This is a genomic window from Polyangium jinanense (genome assembly GCF_028435265.1).
Lineage (GTDB): Bacteria > Myxococcota_A > Polyangia > Polyangiales > Polyangiaceae > Polyangium > Polyangium jinanense.
The window spans coordinates 1-17,466 of the sequence record NZ_JAGTJK010000107.1; the positions used below are offsets into that span (position 1 = coordinate 1).

Annotated in this window: 14 protein-coding genes; 9 read left to right on the plus strand and 5 right to left on the minus strand. The window is 67.4% G+C overall.

From position 1 onward, the window contains the following. Positions 1 to 76 precede the first annotated feature (76 nt). Positions 77 to 865 carry a hypothetical protein gene (locus tag KEG38_RS53455; RefSeq protein WP_272428794.1) on the minus strand — a complete coding sequence of 263 codons (789 nt, stop codon included), beginning with the start codon at positions 863 to 865 and terminating at the stop codon, positions 77 to 79. A 720-nt stretch (positions 866 to 1,585) separates the two neighbouring features. On the opposite strand from KEG38_RS53455, the gene KEG38_RS53460 reads away from it, so the two are divergent. The 3 genes from KEG38_RS53460 to KEG38_RS53470 all read left to right on the plus strand — a co-directional run bounded on the left by KEG38_RS53460 (position 1,586) and on the right by KEG38_RS53470 (position 5,786). Then, positions 1,586 to 2,740 (plus strand): RCC1 domain-containing protein, encoded by a 1,155-nt coding sequence (locus KEG38_RS53460; protein ID WP_272428796.1) that lies wholly within the window; start codon positions 1,586 to 1,588, stop codon positions 2,738 to 2,740. Positions 2,741 to 3,059: 319 nt separating this feature from the next. Then, entirely contained in the window at positions 3,060 to 3,722 is a 663-nt protein-coding gene (locus KEG38_RS53465) for a hypothetical protein (protein WP_272428798.1), read from the plus strand. Between the two features lie 375 nt (positions 3,723 to 4,097). Continuing rightward, a complete protein-coding gene (locus KEG38_RS53470; protein WP_272428801.1) occupies positions 4,098 to 5,786 on the plus strand; it encodes a hypothetical protein in 1,689 nt (562 codons plus the stop codon). Between the two features lie 165 nt (positions 5,787 to 5,951). Here KEG38_RS53470 and KEG38_RS53475 read toward each other — a convergent pair whose 3' ends face one another. Beyond that, positions 5,952 to 6,506, minus strand: a complete 555-nt coding sequence (locus KEG38_RS53475) for an AbfB domain-containing protein (RefSeq protein ID WP_272428803.1) — start codon at positions 6,504 to 6,506, stop codon at positions 5,952 to 5,954. An 877-nt stretch (positions 6,507 to 7,383) separates the two neighbouring features. On the opposite strand from KEG38_RS53475, the gene KEG38_RS53480 reads away from it, so the two are divergent. Continuing rightward, a complete protein-coding gene (locus KEG38_RS53480) occupies positions 7,384 to 7,998 on the plus strand; it encodes a hypothetical protein (protein ID WP_272428806.1) in 615 nt (204 codons plus the stop codon). Between the two features lie 101 nt (positions 7,999 to 8,099). Here KEG38_RS53480 and KEG38_RS53485 read toward each other — a convergent pair whose 3' ends face one another. From KEG38_RS53485 to KEG38_RS53495, 3 genes are all read right to left on the minus strand, one after another. Continuing rightward, positions 8,100 to 9,038 (minus strand): PAS domain-containing protein, encoded by a 939-nt coding sequence (locus KEG38_RS53485; protein WP_272428808.1) that lies wholly within the window; start codon positions 9,036 to 9,038, stop codon positions 8,100 to 8,102. Between the two features lie 311 nt (positions 9,039 to 9,349). Continuing rightward, positions 9,350 to 9,865, minus strand: coding sequence for a DUF7691 family protein (locus KEG38_RS53490; protein WP_272428810.1), 516 nt, complete (start codon positions 9,863 to 9,865; stop codon positions 9,350 to 9,352). 80 nt (positions 9,866 to 9,945) lie between these two features. After that, a complete protein-coding gene (locus KEG38_RS53495) occupies positions 9,946 to 10,860 on the minus strand; it encodes a LysR family transcriptional regulator (protein WP_272428812.1) in 915 nt (304 codons plus the stop codon). A 144-nt stretch (positions 10,861 to 11,004) separates the two neighbouring features. Here KEG38_RS53495 and KEG38_RS53500 point away from each other — a divergent pair, with 144 nt between their 5' ends. The 5 genes from KEG38_RS53500 to KEG38_RS53520 all read left to right on the plus strand — a co-directional run bounded on the left by KEG38_RS53500 (position 11,005) and on the right by KEG38_RS53520 (position 17,310). Continuing rightward, on the plus strand, positions 11,005 to 11,478 hold the full coding sequence (locus KEG38_RS53500) for a GFA family protein (protein ID WP_272428813.1): 474 nt from the start codon (positions 11,005 to 11,007) through the stop codon (positions 11,476 to 11,478). Beyond that, the gene (locus KEG38_RS53505) at positions 11,475 to 12,170 is read left to right on the plus strand and encodes a type 1 glutamine amidotransferase domain-containing protein (protein ID WP_272428816.1); all 696 of its coding nucleotides are present in this window, start codon (positions 11,475 to 11,477) and stop codon (positions 12,168 to 12,170) included. The genes KEG38_RS53500 and KEG38_RS53505 overlap by 4 nt, the downstream gene beginning before the upstream one ends. Positions 12,171 to 12,200: 30 nt before the next feature. Then, positions 12,201 to 13,106 (plus strand): DUF1349 domain-containing protein, encoded by a 906-nt coding sequence (locus KEG38_RS53510; protein WP_272428817.1) that lies wholly within the window; start codon positions 12,201 to 12,203, stop codon positions 13,104 to 13,106. A 153-nt stretch (positions 13,107 to 13,259) separates the two neighbouring features. Then, positions 13,260 to 15,203 carry a PAS domain-containing sensor histidine kinase gene (locus KEG38_RS53515; protein WP_272428819.1) on the plus strand — a complete coding sequence of 648 codons (1,944 nt, stop codon included), beginning with the start codon at positions 13,260 to 13,262 and terminating at the stop codon, positions 15,201 to 15,203. A gap of 412 nt (positions 15,204 to 15,615) precedes the next feature. Next, positions 15,616 to 17,310 carry an AMP-binding protein gene (locus KEG38_RS53520; RefSeq protein ID WP_272428821.1) on the plus strand — a complete coding sequence of 565 codons (1,695 nt, stop codon included), beginning with the start codon at positions 15,616 to 15,618 and terminating at the stop codon, positions 17,308 to 17,310. Positions 17,311 to 17,466 lie beyond the last annotated feature (156 nt).

Below are 17,466 nucleotides of genomic sequence, written 5' to 3' on the forward strand. Positions count from 1 at the left end.
GCTTCCGCCTCCGCCTCCGCTCCCGCCCCCGCTCCGCTTCCGCGGCGAGCAGAAGCGGAGGCAGAAGCGCCAGCACCTAGCCCGTCGGCATCTCGGCCGTCGGCTCTCCCGCCTTTTTCGACCGTCGCGTTGCGCGGGCGGCGGCCACGGCTTTCGCGTGCGCCATGGCGTCCAACAGCGGAGCGAGGAGCGTCCGACCTTCGAGGGACCGCTTGACGTCCCCCGCGGACGCGCGGCTCTCCACGTACTTGCGCAGCCGACCCACCACATCGAGCCAATGGGCCTCCGCGTCCTTGCCGAGGTTCACGTGATGGCCGGCGTTTCCTCGCGCTGAAGCGCGCTCGGCATAGGCCAGGTCGCTCTCGTCGACCGCCAATTCGAGTCGCGTGATCCATTCCATCGGGAACGAGATCCCGGCGAGCGTCGCGGCGTGCTCTGGGGCGCGCAGGATGGCGAGGATCCGGCGGATCTCGGCGTTCTCCTCGGGGACACGCGCGTCGAGGAATGCGCGGCCTGCGGGGAATGCGGCGACGTGAATCGCTCGGACCGCGGCGACGTGGGGCCCCTGGCGGCGATGGATTTCGTTGCCGAGAAAGCTCTCGATGTGGCAGGCCATGGTATCCACCTCGGCGTCGGCCTTCTCGACGCGGCCTCCGTGCGCGGCGCGCGCGGCACTGGCGGCATGTTTGCCGGCCACGTGGGCGTCGAGCCGCGTGGCGGTGGCGTCGAGCTGCGGGATGAACGCGTCGAGCGCAGGCTCGGCGGGGCCCGTCTGGGCGCGGGTGACGAGGTTGTCGTGGATCTTGCGGCAGATGGTCGCTTTTTCGGCGCGGGAGAGCTTGGCGGGGGTGGTGGTCGTCGACATGGGAGAGACACCTCGCTGGAAACGGACGCGACGGGATGTCGCGCCGCGGGTTCGGGAGGCAGACCCAGCAAGGGGAATGCCAGCGGGAGAATGCCGGGAAATGCGCGTGGAAAGGGCAAAGCGCACGTGGGCACGGAGGCGGGGACGCTCCGGAATGGATCGGGGAGCGATCCGAAATGGAGCAGGGGCGATCCGGAATGAAGCGATGTGCCCGCGGAGAGGGCGCGACGAGGGGTCGGCGAGCGGGGAGGTGGTCTTGGAAGGGGCGCGGAGACAGGTCGGCGCGCGGGGAGGTGAGCTTGGAAGGGGCGCGGAGACAGGTCCCCAAGCGGGGAGGTGAGCTTGGAAGGGGAGCGAAGGCAGGTCCCCAAGCGGGGAGGTGAGCTTGGAAGGGGCGCGGAGACAGGTCGGCGAACGGGGAAGTGAGCTTGGAAGGGGCGCGAAGACAGGTCCCCAAGCGGGGAGGTGACCTTGGAAGGGGCGCGAAGACAGGTCCGCGAACGGGGAGGTGGTCTTGGAAGGGGCGCGGAGACAGGTCCCCAAGCGGGGAGGTGGCCTTGGAAGGGGCGCGGAGACAGGGCGGCGAACGGGGAGGTGGCCTTGGAAGGGGCCCGAACTTCGCAACCGGAATCTTGGGTAACACTTCGACGCGAAACGGGTCGATCAACAGGCCGCCGCCCATCGCCGTCACATTCTCCCCCTCTCCCCCCATAGACCAGCATGCGCCGCATCCTTTTCGCCTTCGCTCTCCTCGCCGCCTGCCGCCCCGAGCCCCCGCCGCCCGTCGTCCCCTCCCCCTCCGCCACCGGCGCCCCTGATCCCGTGAGCACCACGCTCGCCCTCGGCCGCGCCTTCTCCTGCCTCCTCACCGCGCGTGGTCAGGTTCGCTGCTGGGGCACGAATGACTCCGGCCAGTGCGGCGGCGACGGGCTCGGTGGCGTGCTGGCCCTCGCCGCAGGCCCCGATCACGCCTGCGCCGTGCAGGAGGACGCCATTCGGTGCTGGGGGAAGAACGATCACGGGCAGCTCGGCGACGGGACCCGCCTCGAACGCCCGAGCCCCGTCCTCGTGCGCGCGATGGGCCGCGCCGGCGAGCACATCCAGCACGAAAAGACCCAGCCAGTGCTCACGCGTGACAGCTCGTGCTTCTTCTGGTCCGAGGAGTATTCCGGCTCCTTCGCGGCGTGCACCGGCGCGCACCAGGACACGGACATCTTCCGCCTCACGGGCCGCGGCCCCGCGCCGCCGTGCCCATCGGGGACGCCCTGCCCCAAGGTGTACTCCGCGAGTGGCGCTGCCTTCGCGTCGGCGCTGTGCACACTGAGCGACGTCAATGGCGTGCCACGCGTCGCCTGCCCGTTCGGGCCGCCGAGCCTCGCACCGCGGCAGCCCGAACGCGACTTCGGATCGCAGGACGACGGCAAGACCGTGGGCGTGCTCGCGGCGGGGCGCGACTTCGCGTGCGGGCTCGGGGCGGACGGCGTGCTCTGCTGGGGGAGCAACGCGCGTGGCCAGCTCGGACGGGGGGCGCCCGCCGCCACGACGGATCCGCTGCCAGTCGCCGGGATGGCGGGCGTGGTGGCGCTGTGCGCGGGCGCGGAGCACGCATGCGCGCAGAAGGCCGATGGCCGCGTGCTCTGCTGGGGTGACGGGCGTCGCGGGCAGCTCGGGACGGGCGATCCCGTAGCCGCAGGGACGGCGGTGGAGGTGCCCGCCGCGGCGGGCGCGAAGGCGATCGGCTGCGGCGAGGCGCACGCTTGCGCGGCATTCGCGGACGGGCGCGTGGTGTGCTGGGGGGCGGACGAAGCAGGTCAGTCGAGCGGTCGTGGGAAGGGGCCCACCGCGGCGCCGAGGGTCGTGGCGATCTCGCGGTGACACCGGCGCGGCACGAGCCGCTGCGTCTCCCGCCCTCGGGCGCTCGCCGTTCGGGGCGAAGCTCCAGCGTCGGACGGGGCGAGCCTGCGGGTGCTGGTCCCCTGACGAAAAAAAACTGCTGACGTTGTCAGACCGGGAAAGCGCTCGGCGTAGAGCAGGTCGAGAGCAGACAGCGAGACCCGGCGCCGCTGGGCGCGGTGCGGCGTATGGCCGCGCGCCGCGCGATCGTGGGCGGGGCTCGACGTGGATACGCTTGCATGCGCCTCGCCGGCGCTCCATGACCGGGAGTTTGTGCTCCCCAAGGGGTATTCCCATGAACATGAAATCGATTCTCCTCGTTCTGGTGGCGTCCCATTCCCTCCTCGGCTGCGTCGCAGGGGGCGAGCCCATTGCAGAGCGCGATCTCGGCGAGGTCCGCGAGGCCCCGGCGTCCTTGCAGCAACAGGGCGTGGCGCGTTATGCATCCGACGCCGTCGGGGATATCGCGGAGATCACGCTTCTCTCCGACCGTGACGAGGTGCTCGGCACGCTGTCGGCCGTCAAGGACGAGGCGAACGAGTCGCTCGAGATCACGCTGGCCTTGCCGGGGCATGACCTCACGATCGCGAAATGGAAGGGCGAGGCTGCAATCATGCGGAAGGGTCGTCCCGCGTCGTCCTCCGAGGCGATGACGGAGCTCGAGATGGCGCGTGATCTCCTCGTCGAGGAGGGCTTCCTCCCGCCGTCGGACGGGCAGGCCCGCGCGGCAAACACGGCCGCGCAGGCACTAAAGAGCCCGTCGTCGGGGACGGAGAGCGCCTCCTGCGGCCCGATGAGCGGCGGCTGCTACCGGTCGTCGAACCAAGCGTGGGCGTGCTTCAAGGCGAAGCCCACCTGCCTCTTGGGTTATTGCTCCGAGTCCGCGTGCACCTGCGTCGATGACACGAAGTGGTACGACCTCTTCCCCGTGTACATCTGCTGCGCGTCGGCGAGCTGCAACTGAAATGGGAGGGCCCGGCGCTGGGCATGGGTCTCATCTGGGAGGCGCTGAGCTGGGGCGTTGCCCCAGGCCCCACCAGGGGCTATCCGCCCCTGGACCCGGACCAGCGCAAGCGCTGGACCCGGGGTCGATGAACTGCGCGATGCGCAGTTCATCGAACAGGCCGAGGCAAGACCACGAGCGACCCTGCCCATCAAGACAGCCGCGCTGACATCTCAATCGGCAACGGGCCTGTTGGAAGAACTGCGCATCGCGCAGTTCTTCCACGAACGGTCCAGGGCTTGCCCTGGTTCGGGTCGAGGGGCGAACAGCCCCCGCGGGGTCCGGGGCAGCGCCCCGGCGCGGCGTCTCCAAGAGACCCACGCACGAAAGGATCTCATGTCCCGCATATTCACCCTCCTTATAGCATTCGCCTCCGCTGCGTTCGTCCTGGCCATGGGTTGCGTCGGCGGCGACGACGAGGGCCCGATCGACGAGCCGATCGACGCCGACGAGCAGGGCCTCACGGTACCCACGCACCAGTTCGCCAGCTACTACCTGAAGAATGTCCCGACGGTCGACGGGCGCACGCAATGGTCCAGCGTCGTCATCAACAATCCGAACTCCGTGCCGGCCCATGTCACGTTCACCGTTCACCGCAATGACGGGCTCGGGACGCTCGGGACGATCTCGAAGACGATCCCCGCGGGCGGGTGGTACAACTCCTACGGCGACCCGGCTTGGCTCGGCGTGACCGAGACTGACCCCGTCAATCACCGTACGGTCGGCTGGGTCGAGCTCGAATCCGACGCGGAGGTGGCCGCGAACAACCGGATCGACGTGCGGACGGGTACGACGTTCGACTCCCCGGTTTCGCTCTTCAATGACACTCGGTTCCTGAAATCGCCTTCGACGCGGCTCTTCTCCACGTTCTTTCTGCGAAACTGGCCCACCGGGACCAGCGGCGTCACCCAGTGGACGGACATCACCGTGAACAACCCCAGCACCGCGCCGGCGAACATCGCGGTGCGGGTGCACAAGAGCGACGGCAGCGGAGTACACGCGATCCTGAACCGCACCCTACCCGCGAAGGGCGCGTGGTCGTCCTACGGCGATCCGGGGTGGCTCGGCATCGCGCCTACCGACCCCGGCAATGGCGGCGCGATTGGCTGGCTGGAGGTGCTATCGGACGCCCCGGTCGTCGCCTCCAGCCGGACCGCTCTGCGTAGCGGCAACACCTACAATGCCTCGCCCCTCCTCCTCGACGACGCCGGCTTCGACGCCACGCTCTCCGGGGACCTGCGCGCGCCGCTCTTCCTCAAGGGCGCGCCGGCGGGCGGTACGATCACGCAATGGTCGCACCCCATCATCGTCAACCCCAACCCGACGCCCGCGACCATCACGGTCTTCGTGCGTCGGAGCGACGGAGCCTGCCAGGATCTCGCCCAGTTCTCGAGGACGATCCCGGCGATGGGCTTTTGGAATGCCTTCGGCGATGCGAGCTGGGCGAGCGCCACGGGCAGCCAGGGCTGGACCGAGATAACTTCGACGCAGGAGGTCTTCGGGATCAACCGGGTGATGTTCCGCAATGGAAGCACGGCGACCTCGCCCTTGACATGGCTCGACGACGAGCCGCTCGCACAGAAGTCCTCGTCGATGCAATTCGCGTCGTTTTACCTCAAGAGATGGCCGAGCACGGCGGGCTATACGCAATGGACCGACCTCGTCGTCAACAACCCGGACGCCAAGAACCCGGCCACCATCACCGTACGGATCCGCAAGGTGGATGGCTCCGGCTATCTGACCTCCTTCGAGCGTCAGATCCCCCGCCGCGGCGTGTGGCGCTCGGCCGAGGATCCCGAGTGGCTATCGATCCCGAACTCGGATCCCGCGAACGGACGCTCGGTCGGCTGGGTCGAGATCACCTCCACGAGCCCGATCACCGCCCTGAACAGAGTCAACCTGCGGAGCGGCGATACGGCGACCTCGCCCGTCACGCTCTTCGAGGACACCCTGCTCGATGGCAGCATTTCACTTGGGACGGGTGGTGACACTCCGTCCGATCCCCCGTGCGGCGCGTGCCATTAAATCCTGCCAGTCGCTCCGAACGCGGGCGGCCCCGTGCGCGCGGGCGTTCGCCCTGGCCATGGGCTGCGTCGGCAGCGGCGAGAGCGAGAGCACTTCGATTCCCAATCTCCAACCGAGCCCAGGTGGTCAGGACGGCCCCCTGCCCTACACCCCGCTCCGCCACGCCTACAGCGGATCGACCAACTGGAACGTCGCATCCTCCCTGAACGGTCCGCCCTGGTTTCCGATAAAAAAGTGGTAGTTGGCGTGGCGGAGGTAATACCCGGGTAAGTTATACGATTCAAACGACACCCACGGGGTCCCGACACCGGGCTGAATCGAGGGCCTCATGCAGAACGTCGCGTCGTTCCGGTAAAGGGAATCGCCGGCATACGGGTGGAGTTTGATGCGGAAGTCTTGATGCCGAAGGTAGTAACCTGGGAAATTGCTCGATTCGAACGAGTAGCACGCCGTGTTCGCGAGCCCCGGGACGAGGCGGAACGTCGCGTCGGCCCTGTCGAGCCCCGAGCTTATCGTCGTGAGCTCGCCGAGATAGTTTCTGTGGCGCAGATAATAGCCGCGCAGGTTGTAGGATTCGATCGAAACGAAATCGCCAGTCTCGATTGTCGCCTCGCTCTCCCCCACGTCCTCCTCGACCTGGGACGCGGAAGCCCCGCAGCCAGCGATGAGCGCACATTGAACGGCAAACCCCGCTACGACGAAATCACACAATTGCACCACGATTCCCTCCTTCCCTGGTATTTGGGACCCGTGTCTACGCGAAGGCAAACATGTCGAGGTGCGCCGCTCGGTCAAGCCCTTCGGAGGCCTTCTGCTCCTCGATCGCCTCGTCGAGTCGCCCCATCGCGGCAAACGTCATCGCCCGGCTGCTGCGCGCGGCGACCTGGCCCCCACCGCTGAGAAATCGGAAATCCTGGTTTGCTTATCCTAAACGCCGGGCGAGCAGCTCGCCTTGGAGCACATGTTCAGCAGCTTTGCGTCTGTCGTAGGGGAACTCCCGGGGAGCAGAATTGCTGCACCCGTGCGCTCGGGACGGCCATCTTCGAAGGGCCGGGCCTTCGTTCCCTCGGCGGGCAGGGATCGGATCGCGATCCGGGTATCAAGTCATCGAAGATGACGAGATCCACGGCGAGCGCCGCGAGCCGGTCCCGGGGGACGATGGTCACGAGCGGGTACTCCGGGGTGTTGGGGATGGGAACGGGTCAGGGTCCGCGGCTCCGACACGCCGGCGCCGTCAACCCTACCGGCTCGGTTCCCATCCGGTCGCCGCCTTCGCCAACCGAGGTGCCCAGCGCGCCGGGGAGGGACCGGGCCCAGGTCCCCGAAGTGGCGTTCCTTATCGTGGGCGGCGACCTCGATCCCGGTCGGGTGCCAGCGCGTTCGCGCGCGCCCGGTCGCGAGCTAGCCTCGATTCGGTTGTGGACTGAGAGTCTACAACCGAATCGGGGCGTGAACTCCCAGTCGACAGCTATGTATCGGCGGTGGAGTCGGAGCCGGCGGCGGCGGGCGGTGCATCGGGGAGCTTCAGGCTGGCACGATGGCTGCCTGGACGGCGCGTGCACGGTTCCATCGAAACGTCTGCCGGAGAATACATGGCATGCTCAGACAACGAGCCCTCGGGCGCGAAGCACTCGTGACAATGCGGTTTCACGTTCTCGTCCTCGTGGCTTGCGTCGCGTTCGTCGGCTGCGGGCCTCCCCCGCCGCCCTTGGCCGCGGAGGACTGCCCGAGCGCAATGGTGAAGGGGCAGCCCTCGCAGATTACGCTCGTCTCGAGCGCCGAAGGGGTCTCGTTCGAGCCGCCGAAGACCTGTACGGGCTCGTATCCGGACGCCCCAGAGTATTACATCCGCGTGCACGGCCACGGGACGCGCCGGATCGATTACAGCAAGCGCGATCTGAATGAATGCGACGCCCCCGGCGCCGACCCCGTGGCGTGCCCGAAGGTGCACTTCATGGCGATTGGCATGTCGGTGCTCGGGGCGATGAAGAAGACGCTCGGGAAGATGAACGCCGATACCCTGGGGCTCGGGGCCTGCGTCGACTCGAACGCGCCGCTCGACCAGTGGAACATGTCGAGCCGCATCCACGACTTCCGCCACGCCGACGAGGCGCTCCGCGTCATCGACGCCGAGCTCCGCCGCTGGAACATCGGTGACGACTGGGGGCTGTCGATCAGCGGGATCGAATGCGAGGTCGAGGTGCAATTGTAGGCGTGCGATAGGCGGTGCTCCGGCGCGTACATCGGGATGCCGCTTTGGCGGTGCATCGGCAGCACGAGAATCCGTTGCCCGAAATAGCCGCTGCGGTGTCCTTATTGGGATCTGCCCGCCGAGCGGAAGGCGCGACGTTTCAGGGCGAAGGCGATGCCTTCCTGGAGGGTGCCGAGCGTGGCGAGCCCGCTGAGGTCTACGCCCATTTCGATGAACGTACGCGCGATCGACGGCTGGATCCCCGTGAGCACCGCGGTCGCCCCGAGCAGACGCACCCCCTGGGCCGCCCGCACGAGCGCGTCGGCGACCTGCGTGTCGACCGCGCGCACGCCCGTGATGTCGAGGATCGCCACCTCCGCGCCATGCTCGGTGATCGCGCGCAGGAGATGCTCGATGATCCGCTGCGCACGCTCCTCGTCGATGAGGCCGACGATCGGCAGGAGGAGCGCCTGCTCCGCGATGGGCAGGAGCGGGGTGGCGAGCTCGCGGATCGTGGCCTGCTGCGCGGCGATGATGTCCGCCTGGGCCGCTGCCCGCGCCGCATCGGCAAGCTTTATCGGGGTGATATCGATCGAGACGCCGCCGAGCGCGCCATCCATGCCCTGCATGCCGGCGATCGGAAACTTGATGGTGAGATACGTGCGCGTGCCCTCTGGGTGGGGGAGCTCGTCCTCTTTGCGCAAGACATGCCCGGCGGCCATCACCTGCCGGTCAAAGGCGAGAATGCCCTCGGCGACCTCCGCAGGGAAATTGTCGTAATCGGTCTTCCCTCGCATGCTCCCGGGGATCTGCCCGAAGAAAACATCGTGCTCCTTGTTTGTCAGAGCTAACCGTCCCTCGGCGTCCTTGACGTACATGACGGCCGGTGTGTTGTCGAGGAAGGCCTGCAGCATCAGCTCGCTGGACTGAAGGTCCGCAATGCGCTGCTTCTGCACCTCGTTCTCGCGTGACATCTCCTCCATGCGGCGGCGAAGCTCCTGGTTCTCCCGCCGTAGAGCGTCGTTCTCGGCTTGCAGATCCTCCTGCGTCGATGTGCTCATGGTTCTCCTTACGCGCTCCTCCCCGACCCCTCCATCCCGGCGGCCGCTCTCGCTTCCGCCCCGCTCACCCAGCGGGAGCCGTGCGCCCTCGGCGTGCTCCAGGTCCGTGCTCGTGGGCAGCACGGCGAAAGCCGCGGGCGAGGCGCGCCCGCCGCGCGGTTCGCCGCCTGAAACACATCCTCCGGCCGCATGGCCCGAGGAGTATCCGCGGGCGGGGCGAGGCTGTAAAGAGCCAGCGGGAGAGGAAGGGGTCCGGGCGGCGATGCCGTGAGCAGGACGAGCACGCCGAGGCTCGGATCGCGATCCGGGTATCAGTAATCGAAGATGACGAGATCCACGCCGAGCTCGATGGTCTTCGCCACCCAGCCCGTGAGCGCCTCGATGAACTCGCCGCCCTTGCCGTCGTGCGCAGCGGGGATCTTGGCGGCGAGCGCCGCGAGCCGGTCCCGGGGGATGATGGTCACGAGCGGGTACTCCGGGGTGTTGGGGATGGGAACGGGCCAGGTTTCGTCGGGGTAGTTGAGGTCCGGGCTGTCGACGTCGTCGATGCCAAAGATCGCCTCCATGCTGCGTACCTCGTGCTGGAGCAGGGTCCCGAGCGTGTGCATCAGCGCCACCACCGCGTAGCCGTACTGCGACGGACGGCAATCGCCGAGGGCGCCGGCGAGGATTTCATCGAGCGCGCCCGTGCTCGGATCGTCGATCGTCGCGAGATACTTGCTGTATCGCGCCGAGAGGACGCGCGCGCGGAGGCTCGCGTCGTTCGAGCCCCATGCCGCCTTCACCCGATCGATGTCGACGGCGACCGCCGTGGTGTTGGATCCCATGCACGGCACATAACACGAATGGAGGGCGGATGGCCTCGTCTGGTCGCCCTCGGCGTGCGCATCGCGCTGGGCTCGCAACGTCAGGCCGTGGCGACCTCCTCCACGAGCCTGCGGAGCCACATGTTTGCCGGGTCCGACTCCGCGTGCGCGTGCCAGTAGAGGTGAAGCTGCACGGGTGGCAACTTGAATGGCAACGCGCGTCGCGCGAGCGCGTGGACCTTCCCAACCTCGCCCGTCAAGCGTCGTGGCGCGGTGAGCACGTCGTCCGAGTGAGCGACCACGCGGAACGCCGAGTCGTAGCTCTGACAGCGCACCACCACGCGCCGCTCGACGCCGAGCTTCAGCAGCGCGCGATCCTCGAGCACGAGCCCCGTCGCTCGACTCGACACGAGGACGTGAGACGCTCCGACGTACTGCGCGATCGAAAGCTTCCGCCGAAGGGGATGCCCATCTCGCACGACGAGGCAGAAGTCGTCCTCCAGAATGCGACGGTGTCGTACCGGCTCGTGGACCGGAATGGAGACATCGAAGGCGAGATCGATGTGTCTCGACGCAAGCTCACGCGCAATGGCGGAGCGCTGGTACGCGACGCTCGCCACCGTGGCAAGCGGAGCCGCTTTCGCGAGCGCGCTCCGGAGCTGAGGGAGGAGCATCGGCTCGATGGAGTCGGGCATTCCGACGCGAAACATCAGCGTCGTCGTGGAGGGCTCGAACGCACCCCACCGATGGAGGAGTCCGCGCAACTGAGCCAACTGTTCGACGAGCGCGGGCGCCATGCGCAGGCATGCCGCCGTGGGCACCATCTCGGTCCCCTCACGCGCGAAGAGCGGATCGTCGAGGTGCTCGCGGAGCCTTCCCAGCGCATGACTCACCGCCGAGGGGCTCAGCGCGAGGACACGCGCCGCCCGCGTCAGGTGGCGTTCCCGGAAGACGGCCTCGAAGACGCGGAGCAGGTTGAGGTCCATCGTGTCGAAGCGATCATGCACGCGACTCATCGAGGTGCATGAAATCATATCACTTCCTTCATCGGGAAGTTTCAGCGCACAGTTCTTCCATGAAGCGGGCGTTCGCAGCCGCCCCGCGCCTCCGGTCCCCGTGCTCCCGCCGTGGTGGGCGCCCCCAAACAGCGGACATCGGCCATGACAGAGACTCTTCAGCAACAGCAAGCGACCTGCGAATGCGGCGCTGCCCAATTCGAGGTCGGCGCAGCGCCGGCCGTACGTTTCTTTTGCCACTGCACGATCTGCCAAGCCTACAACGACAAGCCGTTTGCCGACGTGACGGTGCTTCGCGCCAAGTACGTCGAAGTGAACGACACGAGCCAGATTGCGTTCAAGAAGTATCGCCCGCCCCCGAACATCAACCGCGGGCTCTGCAAGACGTGCGGCAAGCCCGCGATCGAATTCTTTGGCTTCGGCCCGGCGAAGCTCGCCCTCCTTCCGAGCATCAACTTCAAACGGAAGGAGCTCCTCCCGCCGCCGGCGATACACATTTTCTACCATCGGAGGCTCGGCGACGCCGCCGACGACTTGCCCAAGTACACCGGCTATCTACGCAGCCAGATGGCAGTCAGCGGACTGTTCATGCGGCTGTTCCGAGGATCTGGCGGATGAGCAGGACCAAGCGCATTCTCCACGTCGTCAGCAACGTGGACCACTATGAAGGCCGGTCGACGCCGACCGGCTTGTGGCTCTCGGAGTTGACGCATGCTTATGACGTCTTCGCCGCGCGGGGCTACGAGCAGCGCTTGGTCAGCCCGAAGGGAGGGCGGACACCTCTTGAGCCCCGTTCGCTCAAGTGGCCGCTTCTCGACGCGTCCGCCAAAGCGCGCTGGGCAGATCCAACTTGGTCAGCGCTGCTTTCGTCCACCGCTCGGCCTGACGAGATCGACGCCGCAGACTACGACGCGATTTACTTTACCGGTGGCCACGCCGTCATGTGGGACTTCCCCGACGACGAGGCGCTCCAAGCTCTCACACGCGACATCTACGAGCATGGTGGGGTCGTCTCTTCGGTGTGCCACGGCTACTGCGGCCTCCTCAACACGAAGCTGTCGGACGGACGCCTCCTGGTCGCAGGACGGCGCGTCACTGGCTATTCGTGGTGTGAGGAAGTACTCGCCGGCGTTGCGACGAAGGTGCCGTACAACGCCGAGTCGGAGATGCGCGCGCGCGGCGCGCAATACGAGAAGAGCATCCTCCCGTTCGTCTCGAAGGTCGTTGTCGACGGGAGATTGGTGACTGGCCAGAACCCTCAATCAGCGAAGGCGACCGCGAGCAGCGTCGTGTCTCTCCTCGCTTCATGATCGCACACGACAATCGCGAAGAGAATTTACATGCTTACCAAGTTCAAGAAAGAAGTTCTTGCCTCCATCGCACTCGCGCTTGGTGTTGCGACGTTTGCCAGTGGCTGCGTCATTAGCCATGTGACACGTGAGGGGCCAGAGTGGAATGTTCATGCTGACGAGAAAACGCTTGCCGTCGACGCATCCCCCCAAGGCAACGATGACCTCGCGCCACTGAGCGACGAATTCGATGACGCTTCAACGCTTCCGCAGTGGGCAAAGCTCAGCGACGTGGAGGGATGGCCGGATGAGATCAAGAAGCTGGACGCCAACACGGCGAACCCAGGAAATCTCACCTTGGAACCCTATGCGAGCTTCTGGTTCGGCGACTTTCACGCGCCGTTCCTCTTCAAGAAGGTGACGGGTGATTTCATCGTCACGACACGCGTGCTCGTAACGGGTGCGACCGCGGACGTACCAGCGCGGGGGTATTCGCTTGCTGGTCTGCTCGCTCGCGCACCACACGACGAAGGGCGCAAGAATTGGAAGGAAGGCACGGAGAACTGGATCTTCATCACGGCGGGGAGCGGCGACGGTGACGGCGTCCCTCAGTTCGAGACGAAGAATACCAAAGACAGCTCGAGTCGGCTCGAGCTCAGCCCGCGAACCCCCGGCTGGGTGGAGCTTCGCATTGCGCGTGTCGGCACACGCATCACGCTTCTTCGTCGTGCGGAGAAGGAAGACTGGCGCGTCATGCGCCGAGAAGAGCGTCCCGACCTGCCGCAAACGCTTCAGGTGGGGCTCATCGCGTACACGGACTACGACTCGCTGAAGTGGGACCTGATCTTCAATCGTGTCGACACTTATCACCACCGCGTCATCACCGACGGAGTGCCGGACCTCATCAGCCGGTTCGACTACGTTCGCTTTCAGAGGCCACCGGTATCCAGGCGGTGATCGAGGCCCGCAGCCGCACGCACTGCCACGGGCGAACCCGCTGGGCTGGCTTGCTTGCACTTCCGCCCCTCGCACATCATTCTTTTGCGACTCTCGGACCCGACACGTCGCTCCCGCAGGCGTGCCCGAGGCGCCGGGGGCGCTGAGGGTTTTTTGGTAAAGCTCGAACGCCTGCATTTCCTGGGGGCCGCGCTCGCTCCCATCGCCGATGCCGTCCTCGTGGTCGACACGGACGCGCGCGTCGTCTTCGCGAACGAATCCTTGGAAGAGCTCGCGCTGCCCCCGCGCTCGCCTGGCGAGGACATTCGAGACGAGTTCGCAGGGACGACCGTGCGCTACCAGTACCAGGATGGTCGACCCATTCCCTGGGGCGAGACACCACTCGCGCGGGCGCTCGGCGGCGCGGCCGTCGTCGAGGAGGTTCTCTCGTTGAACGTTCCGGGCAGCACCGATCGCCTGATCGCGGTGACGGCGAGCCCCATCCGGGACGACGCGGGCGGGCTATCCGGCGCCTATGCCCTCCTTCGCGACGTCACAGGCCGCTTGCGCGCCGAGGAGGCGCGGAGGCGCGGAGCGGAAGAGCGCGCGCAGCTGATCGAGCGCATCGAAGCCAACCGCTCGCTGCTCGAGGCGGTGCTGCACCAGATGCCTTCCGGCGTGAGCATCGTGGACGCGAGCGGCACGTTCGTCCTCACCAACGAGCGAGCCGAGCTCATGTTCGGTCCGCAGCCGAAATGCGCGAGTTTCTACGACTACGACGGGTTCGATTTGCATCGCGATGGGCAGCGGTGCACCGCCAACCACTTTCCACTCTCGCGCGCGCTCCGGGGCGAGACCGTGCGGGACGAGGAGTACGTTCACCCGCGCGAGAGCGGAGCGGTGCACGTCAACATCAGCGCGGCGCCAGTCGTGGATCGCGAAGGGCGCATCGTCGCCGCTGTGACGGTGTTTTCCGACATCACCGAGCGAAAACGAATGGAGGACGCGCTCGGCCGCGCGCGCGCGGAGGCGGAGCGCAAGGCGGCCGAGCTGCGCGCGCTGCTCGGGAGCATGGCCGAGTCCGTCATGGTCATCGACGGTGATGGCAACGTCATCCTGCAGAATCGGGCGAACTACGCGCTCGCGGGCCATTGGTTCTTTCATGTCGACGATGTCCCGCGCCACGCACGCTTGCGGATACCGAGCGGGGAGCCCGTACCTCCGGGCGAGTTCCCCGCCCAGCGGCTCCTGCGTGGCGAATCCATCAGGGAAGTCGAATACTCGCTCGACATGCGGGATGGGTCGCGAAGGCATTTGCTGGTGAGCACGAGCGCGGTCCAGCACGGCTCGAGCCCCATCTCGCTCGGCGTCATCGTTTCGCGCGACATCACGGAGATCCGAAGGCTCGAGGAGGCTCGGGAGGACGTTCTACACGCCATCTCGCACGATCTGCGCCAGCCCATCACCGTCATGATGCCGGCTGCCCAGATGCTTCGACGTAACCTCACGCGGAGCCAAATGGACCGCGAGGTGTCCGTCGTCGACCGCATCATCGGTAGCGCAAAACGCTTGGCCACGCTGATCGACGACCTCGTCGACGCGGCCAGGCTCGATTCGGGTCAGCTGCGGTTGCGCGCCGAGCCTTGCGATTTCCTACCCCTGCTTCGAGACATCGTCTCTCGCGCATGGACAACGCAGGATCAGGCGCGCCTGCGAATCGAGCCGCCGCCAGAGGACGTGCGCCCGGTGCTCCTCGACCCTGCGCGCTTCGAGCGAATCTTCGTCAACCTCGTCGGCAATGCGCTCAAATACTCCCCACCCGAGGAGCTCGTGACGATCGGCATCGAAGCACGCGACGCAGAAATCGTCGCCGCAGTGCGAGACCGAGGCTGCGGCGTGCAGCCCGACGACCTCCCCCATCTCTTCGAGCGTTATTACCGCGCAAGGTCGGGCCAGCGGACCGAGGGGCTCGGGCTCGGGCTCTTCATCGTCCGCCAACTCGTCGAAGCGCACGGCGGCCGCATTTGGGTCGAGAGCGAAGTCGGCAAGGGCAGCACATTCACCATCACCCTGCCCTTCGTACCAGCCCCCGAGGCCGTCGCCCGGCGGGAGCGTTGACGCTGAGGATTGGTCTCTTCTTGGGGCCGCCGCGCCGGGGCGCCGCCCCGGGCCCCGCGGGGGCTGTTCGCCCCTCGACCCGAACCAGCGCAAGCGCTGGACCATTTGGGGAAGAACTGCGCGATGCGCAGTTCTTCCCACGGCCGGTGGCAAGACCAGGGACGGCGTTGCCAATCGCGACGTCAGCGTGGCGGTCTTGGTTTGGCGCGGTCGCTCGCCAGTCTTGACTCGGCCTGTTCGATGAACTGCGCATCGCGCAGTTCATCGACCCCGGGTCCAGCGCTTGCGCTGGTCCGGGTCCAGGGGTGGACAACCCCTGGTGGGGCCTGGGGCAACGCCCCAGCTCAGCGCCTCCCAGGGGCCGCTCTTGCGCGCGCATTGCGGGTCGTATACTTCTCACGAGCAGCCTGCCATGAACGCCACGGACCTCTTCCTACGCGCCCGCGACCACCTGCTCGCAACACGCGACGACCATGATCGCGCGTGCGCTGGCTTTTCCTGGCCCGTGCTCGAGCACTTCAATTGGGCCACCGACTGGTTCGACGTGTACGCCCGCGGCAACACGCGCCGCGCGCTCTGGATCGTCGACGAGTCGGGTGCCGAAACGACCGCCACGTTTGCCGAGCTGTCCGAGCGCTCCACGCGCGTGGCGCGGTTTCTCCACGGGCTCGGCGTCGAACGCGGCGCGCGTATCCTGGTCATGCTCCCCAACGTGCTGCCGCTGTGGGAGGTGCTGCTCGGCGCCGCGAAGATCGGCGCGGTGCTCATCCCGGCCACGACGCAGCTCACCGCCGAGGACGTGGCCGACCGGCTCACGCGCGGCGAGGTGCGCTGCGTGATCGCCGAGTCCGCGGTCGCAGACCGCTTTGGCGCCGCCGGCCCGGACGTGGTGCGCATCGCCGTGGGCGAGCCGATCGAGGGCTGGACGCGCTACGACGACGCATACGCCGCGCCTGCCGCTTTGCCCACGAGTGCCACGCCCACGCGCGCGACCGACCCGCTGCTGCTTTACTTCACCTCGGGCACCACGGCCAAACCGAAGCTCGTGTTGCACACGCACCAGAGTTATCCCGTGGGGCACCTGTCCACGATGTACTGGGTGGGGCTGCGCGAGGGGGACACGCACCTCAACATCAGCTCGCCCGGCTGGGCCAAGCACGCCTGGTCGAGCGTGTTCGCACCGTGGAACGCCGGCGCCACGGTGCTCGTCCACGCCTACAAGCGCTTCGTGCCCACCGCCACGCTCGACCTGCTCGCGCGGTGCAAAGTGGACACGTTATGCGCGCCGCCGACCGTCTGGCGGATGCTCATCCTCGAAAACCTCGCGGCGCACCCGGTTTCATTGCGGGAGGCCGTGAGCGCCGGCGAACCGCTCAATCCCGAGATCATCGATGCGGTACGCCGCGCGTGGAACCTCACGGTGCGCGACGGTTACGGGCAGACGGAGACCACGGCGCAGATTGGCAATACGCCCGGGATGACCGTGGTGCCCGGTACGATGGGCCGGCCGCTGCCCGGTTATACCGTCGCGCTGCTCGACGCCGAGGGCCGCGCCGGCTCCGAGGGCGAAATCGCGCTCGCGCTCGACCCGCGGCCGATGGGGCTCATGGCGGGTTACCTCGACGACGAGGCGCGCACCGCAGAGGTCACCGCGGGCGGATACTACCGTACGGGCGACGAAGCCGTGCGTGACGCGGCGGGGCTTTACACCTTCGTCGGCCGCGGCGACGACGTATTCAAGAGCTCGGATTACCGGATCAGCCCATTCGAGCTCGAGAGCGCGCTCTTGGAGCACCCGGCCGTGGCCGAAGCTGCGGTGGTGCCGAGCCCCGACCCGGTGCGCACGAGCGTGCCCAAGGCGTTCGTGGTGCTGGCGCCCGGCGTGGCGCCCACGCGCGACACCGCGCAGGCAATCTTGCAGTTCGCACGCGAGCGGCTCGCCCCGTACAAGCGCGTGCGGCGGATCGAGTTCACCGAGCTGCCGAAGACCATCTCGGGCAAAATCCGCCGCGTCGAGCTACGCAAGCTCGAGGCAGCGCGCCGCGCGCGGAACGAGCGCGGCGCGCTGGAGTGGACGACCGAGGACTTCGGCGAGGTCCGCGGCTAGGGGCCGCCGCGCCGGGGCGCTGCCCCGGACCCCGCGGGGGCTGTTCGCCCCTCGACCCGAACCAGCGCAAGCGCTGGACTCGTGGTGGAAGAACTGCGCGATGCGCAGTTCTTCCCACGGGCCCGTTGGGCCGCGGCGGCCCGCGACAGGGCCGCG

Excerpts from the sequence above, each read along its gene's own strand:
- KEG38_RS53485 (WP_272428808.1), bottom strand. The coding sequence starts at position 9,038 with ATGAGCACATCGACGCAGGAGGATCTGCAAGCCGAGAACGACGCTCTA.
- KEG38_RS53500 (WP_272428813.1), top strand. The coding sequence starts at position 11,005 with ATGACAGAGACTCTTCAGCAACAGCAAGCGACCTGCGAATGCGGCGCT.
- KEG38_RS53480 (WP_272428806.1), top strand. The coding sequence starts at position 7,384 with ATGCTCAGACAACGAGCCCTCGGGCGCGAAGCACTCGTGACAATGCGG.
- KEG38_RS53465 (WP_272428798.1), top strand. The coding sequence starts at position 3,060 with ATGAAATCGATTCTCCTCGTTCTGGTGGCGTCCCATTCCCTCCTCGGC.
- KEG38_RS53505 (WP_272428816.1), top strand. The coding sequence starts at position 11,475 with ATGAGCAGGACCAAGCGCATTCTCCACGTCGTCAGCAACGTGGACCAC.
- KEG38_RS53470 (WP_272428801.1), top strand. The coding sequence starts at position 4,098 with ATGTCCCGCATATTCACCCTCCTTATAGCATTCGCCTCCGCTGCGTTC.
- KEG38_RS53490 (WP_272428810.1), bottom strand. The coding sequence starts at position 9,865 with ATGGGATCCAACACCACGGCGGTCGCCGTCGACATCGATCGGGTGAAG.
- KEG38_RS53495 (WP_272428812.1), bottom strand. The coding sequence starts at position 10,860 with ATGAGTCGCGTGCATGATCGCTTCGACACGATGGACCTCAACCTGCTC.
- KEG38_RS53455 (WP_272428794.1), bottom strand. The coding sequence starts at position 865 with ATGTCGACGACCACCACCCCCGCCAAGCTCTCCCGCGCCGAAAAAGCG.
- KEG38_RS53460 (WP_272428796.1), top strand. The coding sequence starts at position 1,586 with ATGCGCCGCATCCTTTTCGCCTTCGCTCTCCTCGCCGCCTGCCGCCCC.
- KEG38_RS53520 (WP_272428821.1), top strand. The coding sequence starts at position 15,616 with ATGAACGCCACGGACCTCTTCCTACGCGCCCGCGACCACCTGCTCGCA.
- KEG38_RS53510 (WP_272428817.1), top strand. The coding sequence starts at position 12,201 with ATGCTTACCAAGTTCAAGAAAGAAGTTCTTGCCTCCATCGCACTCGCG.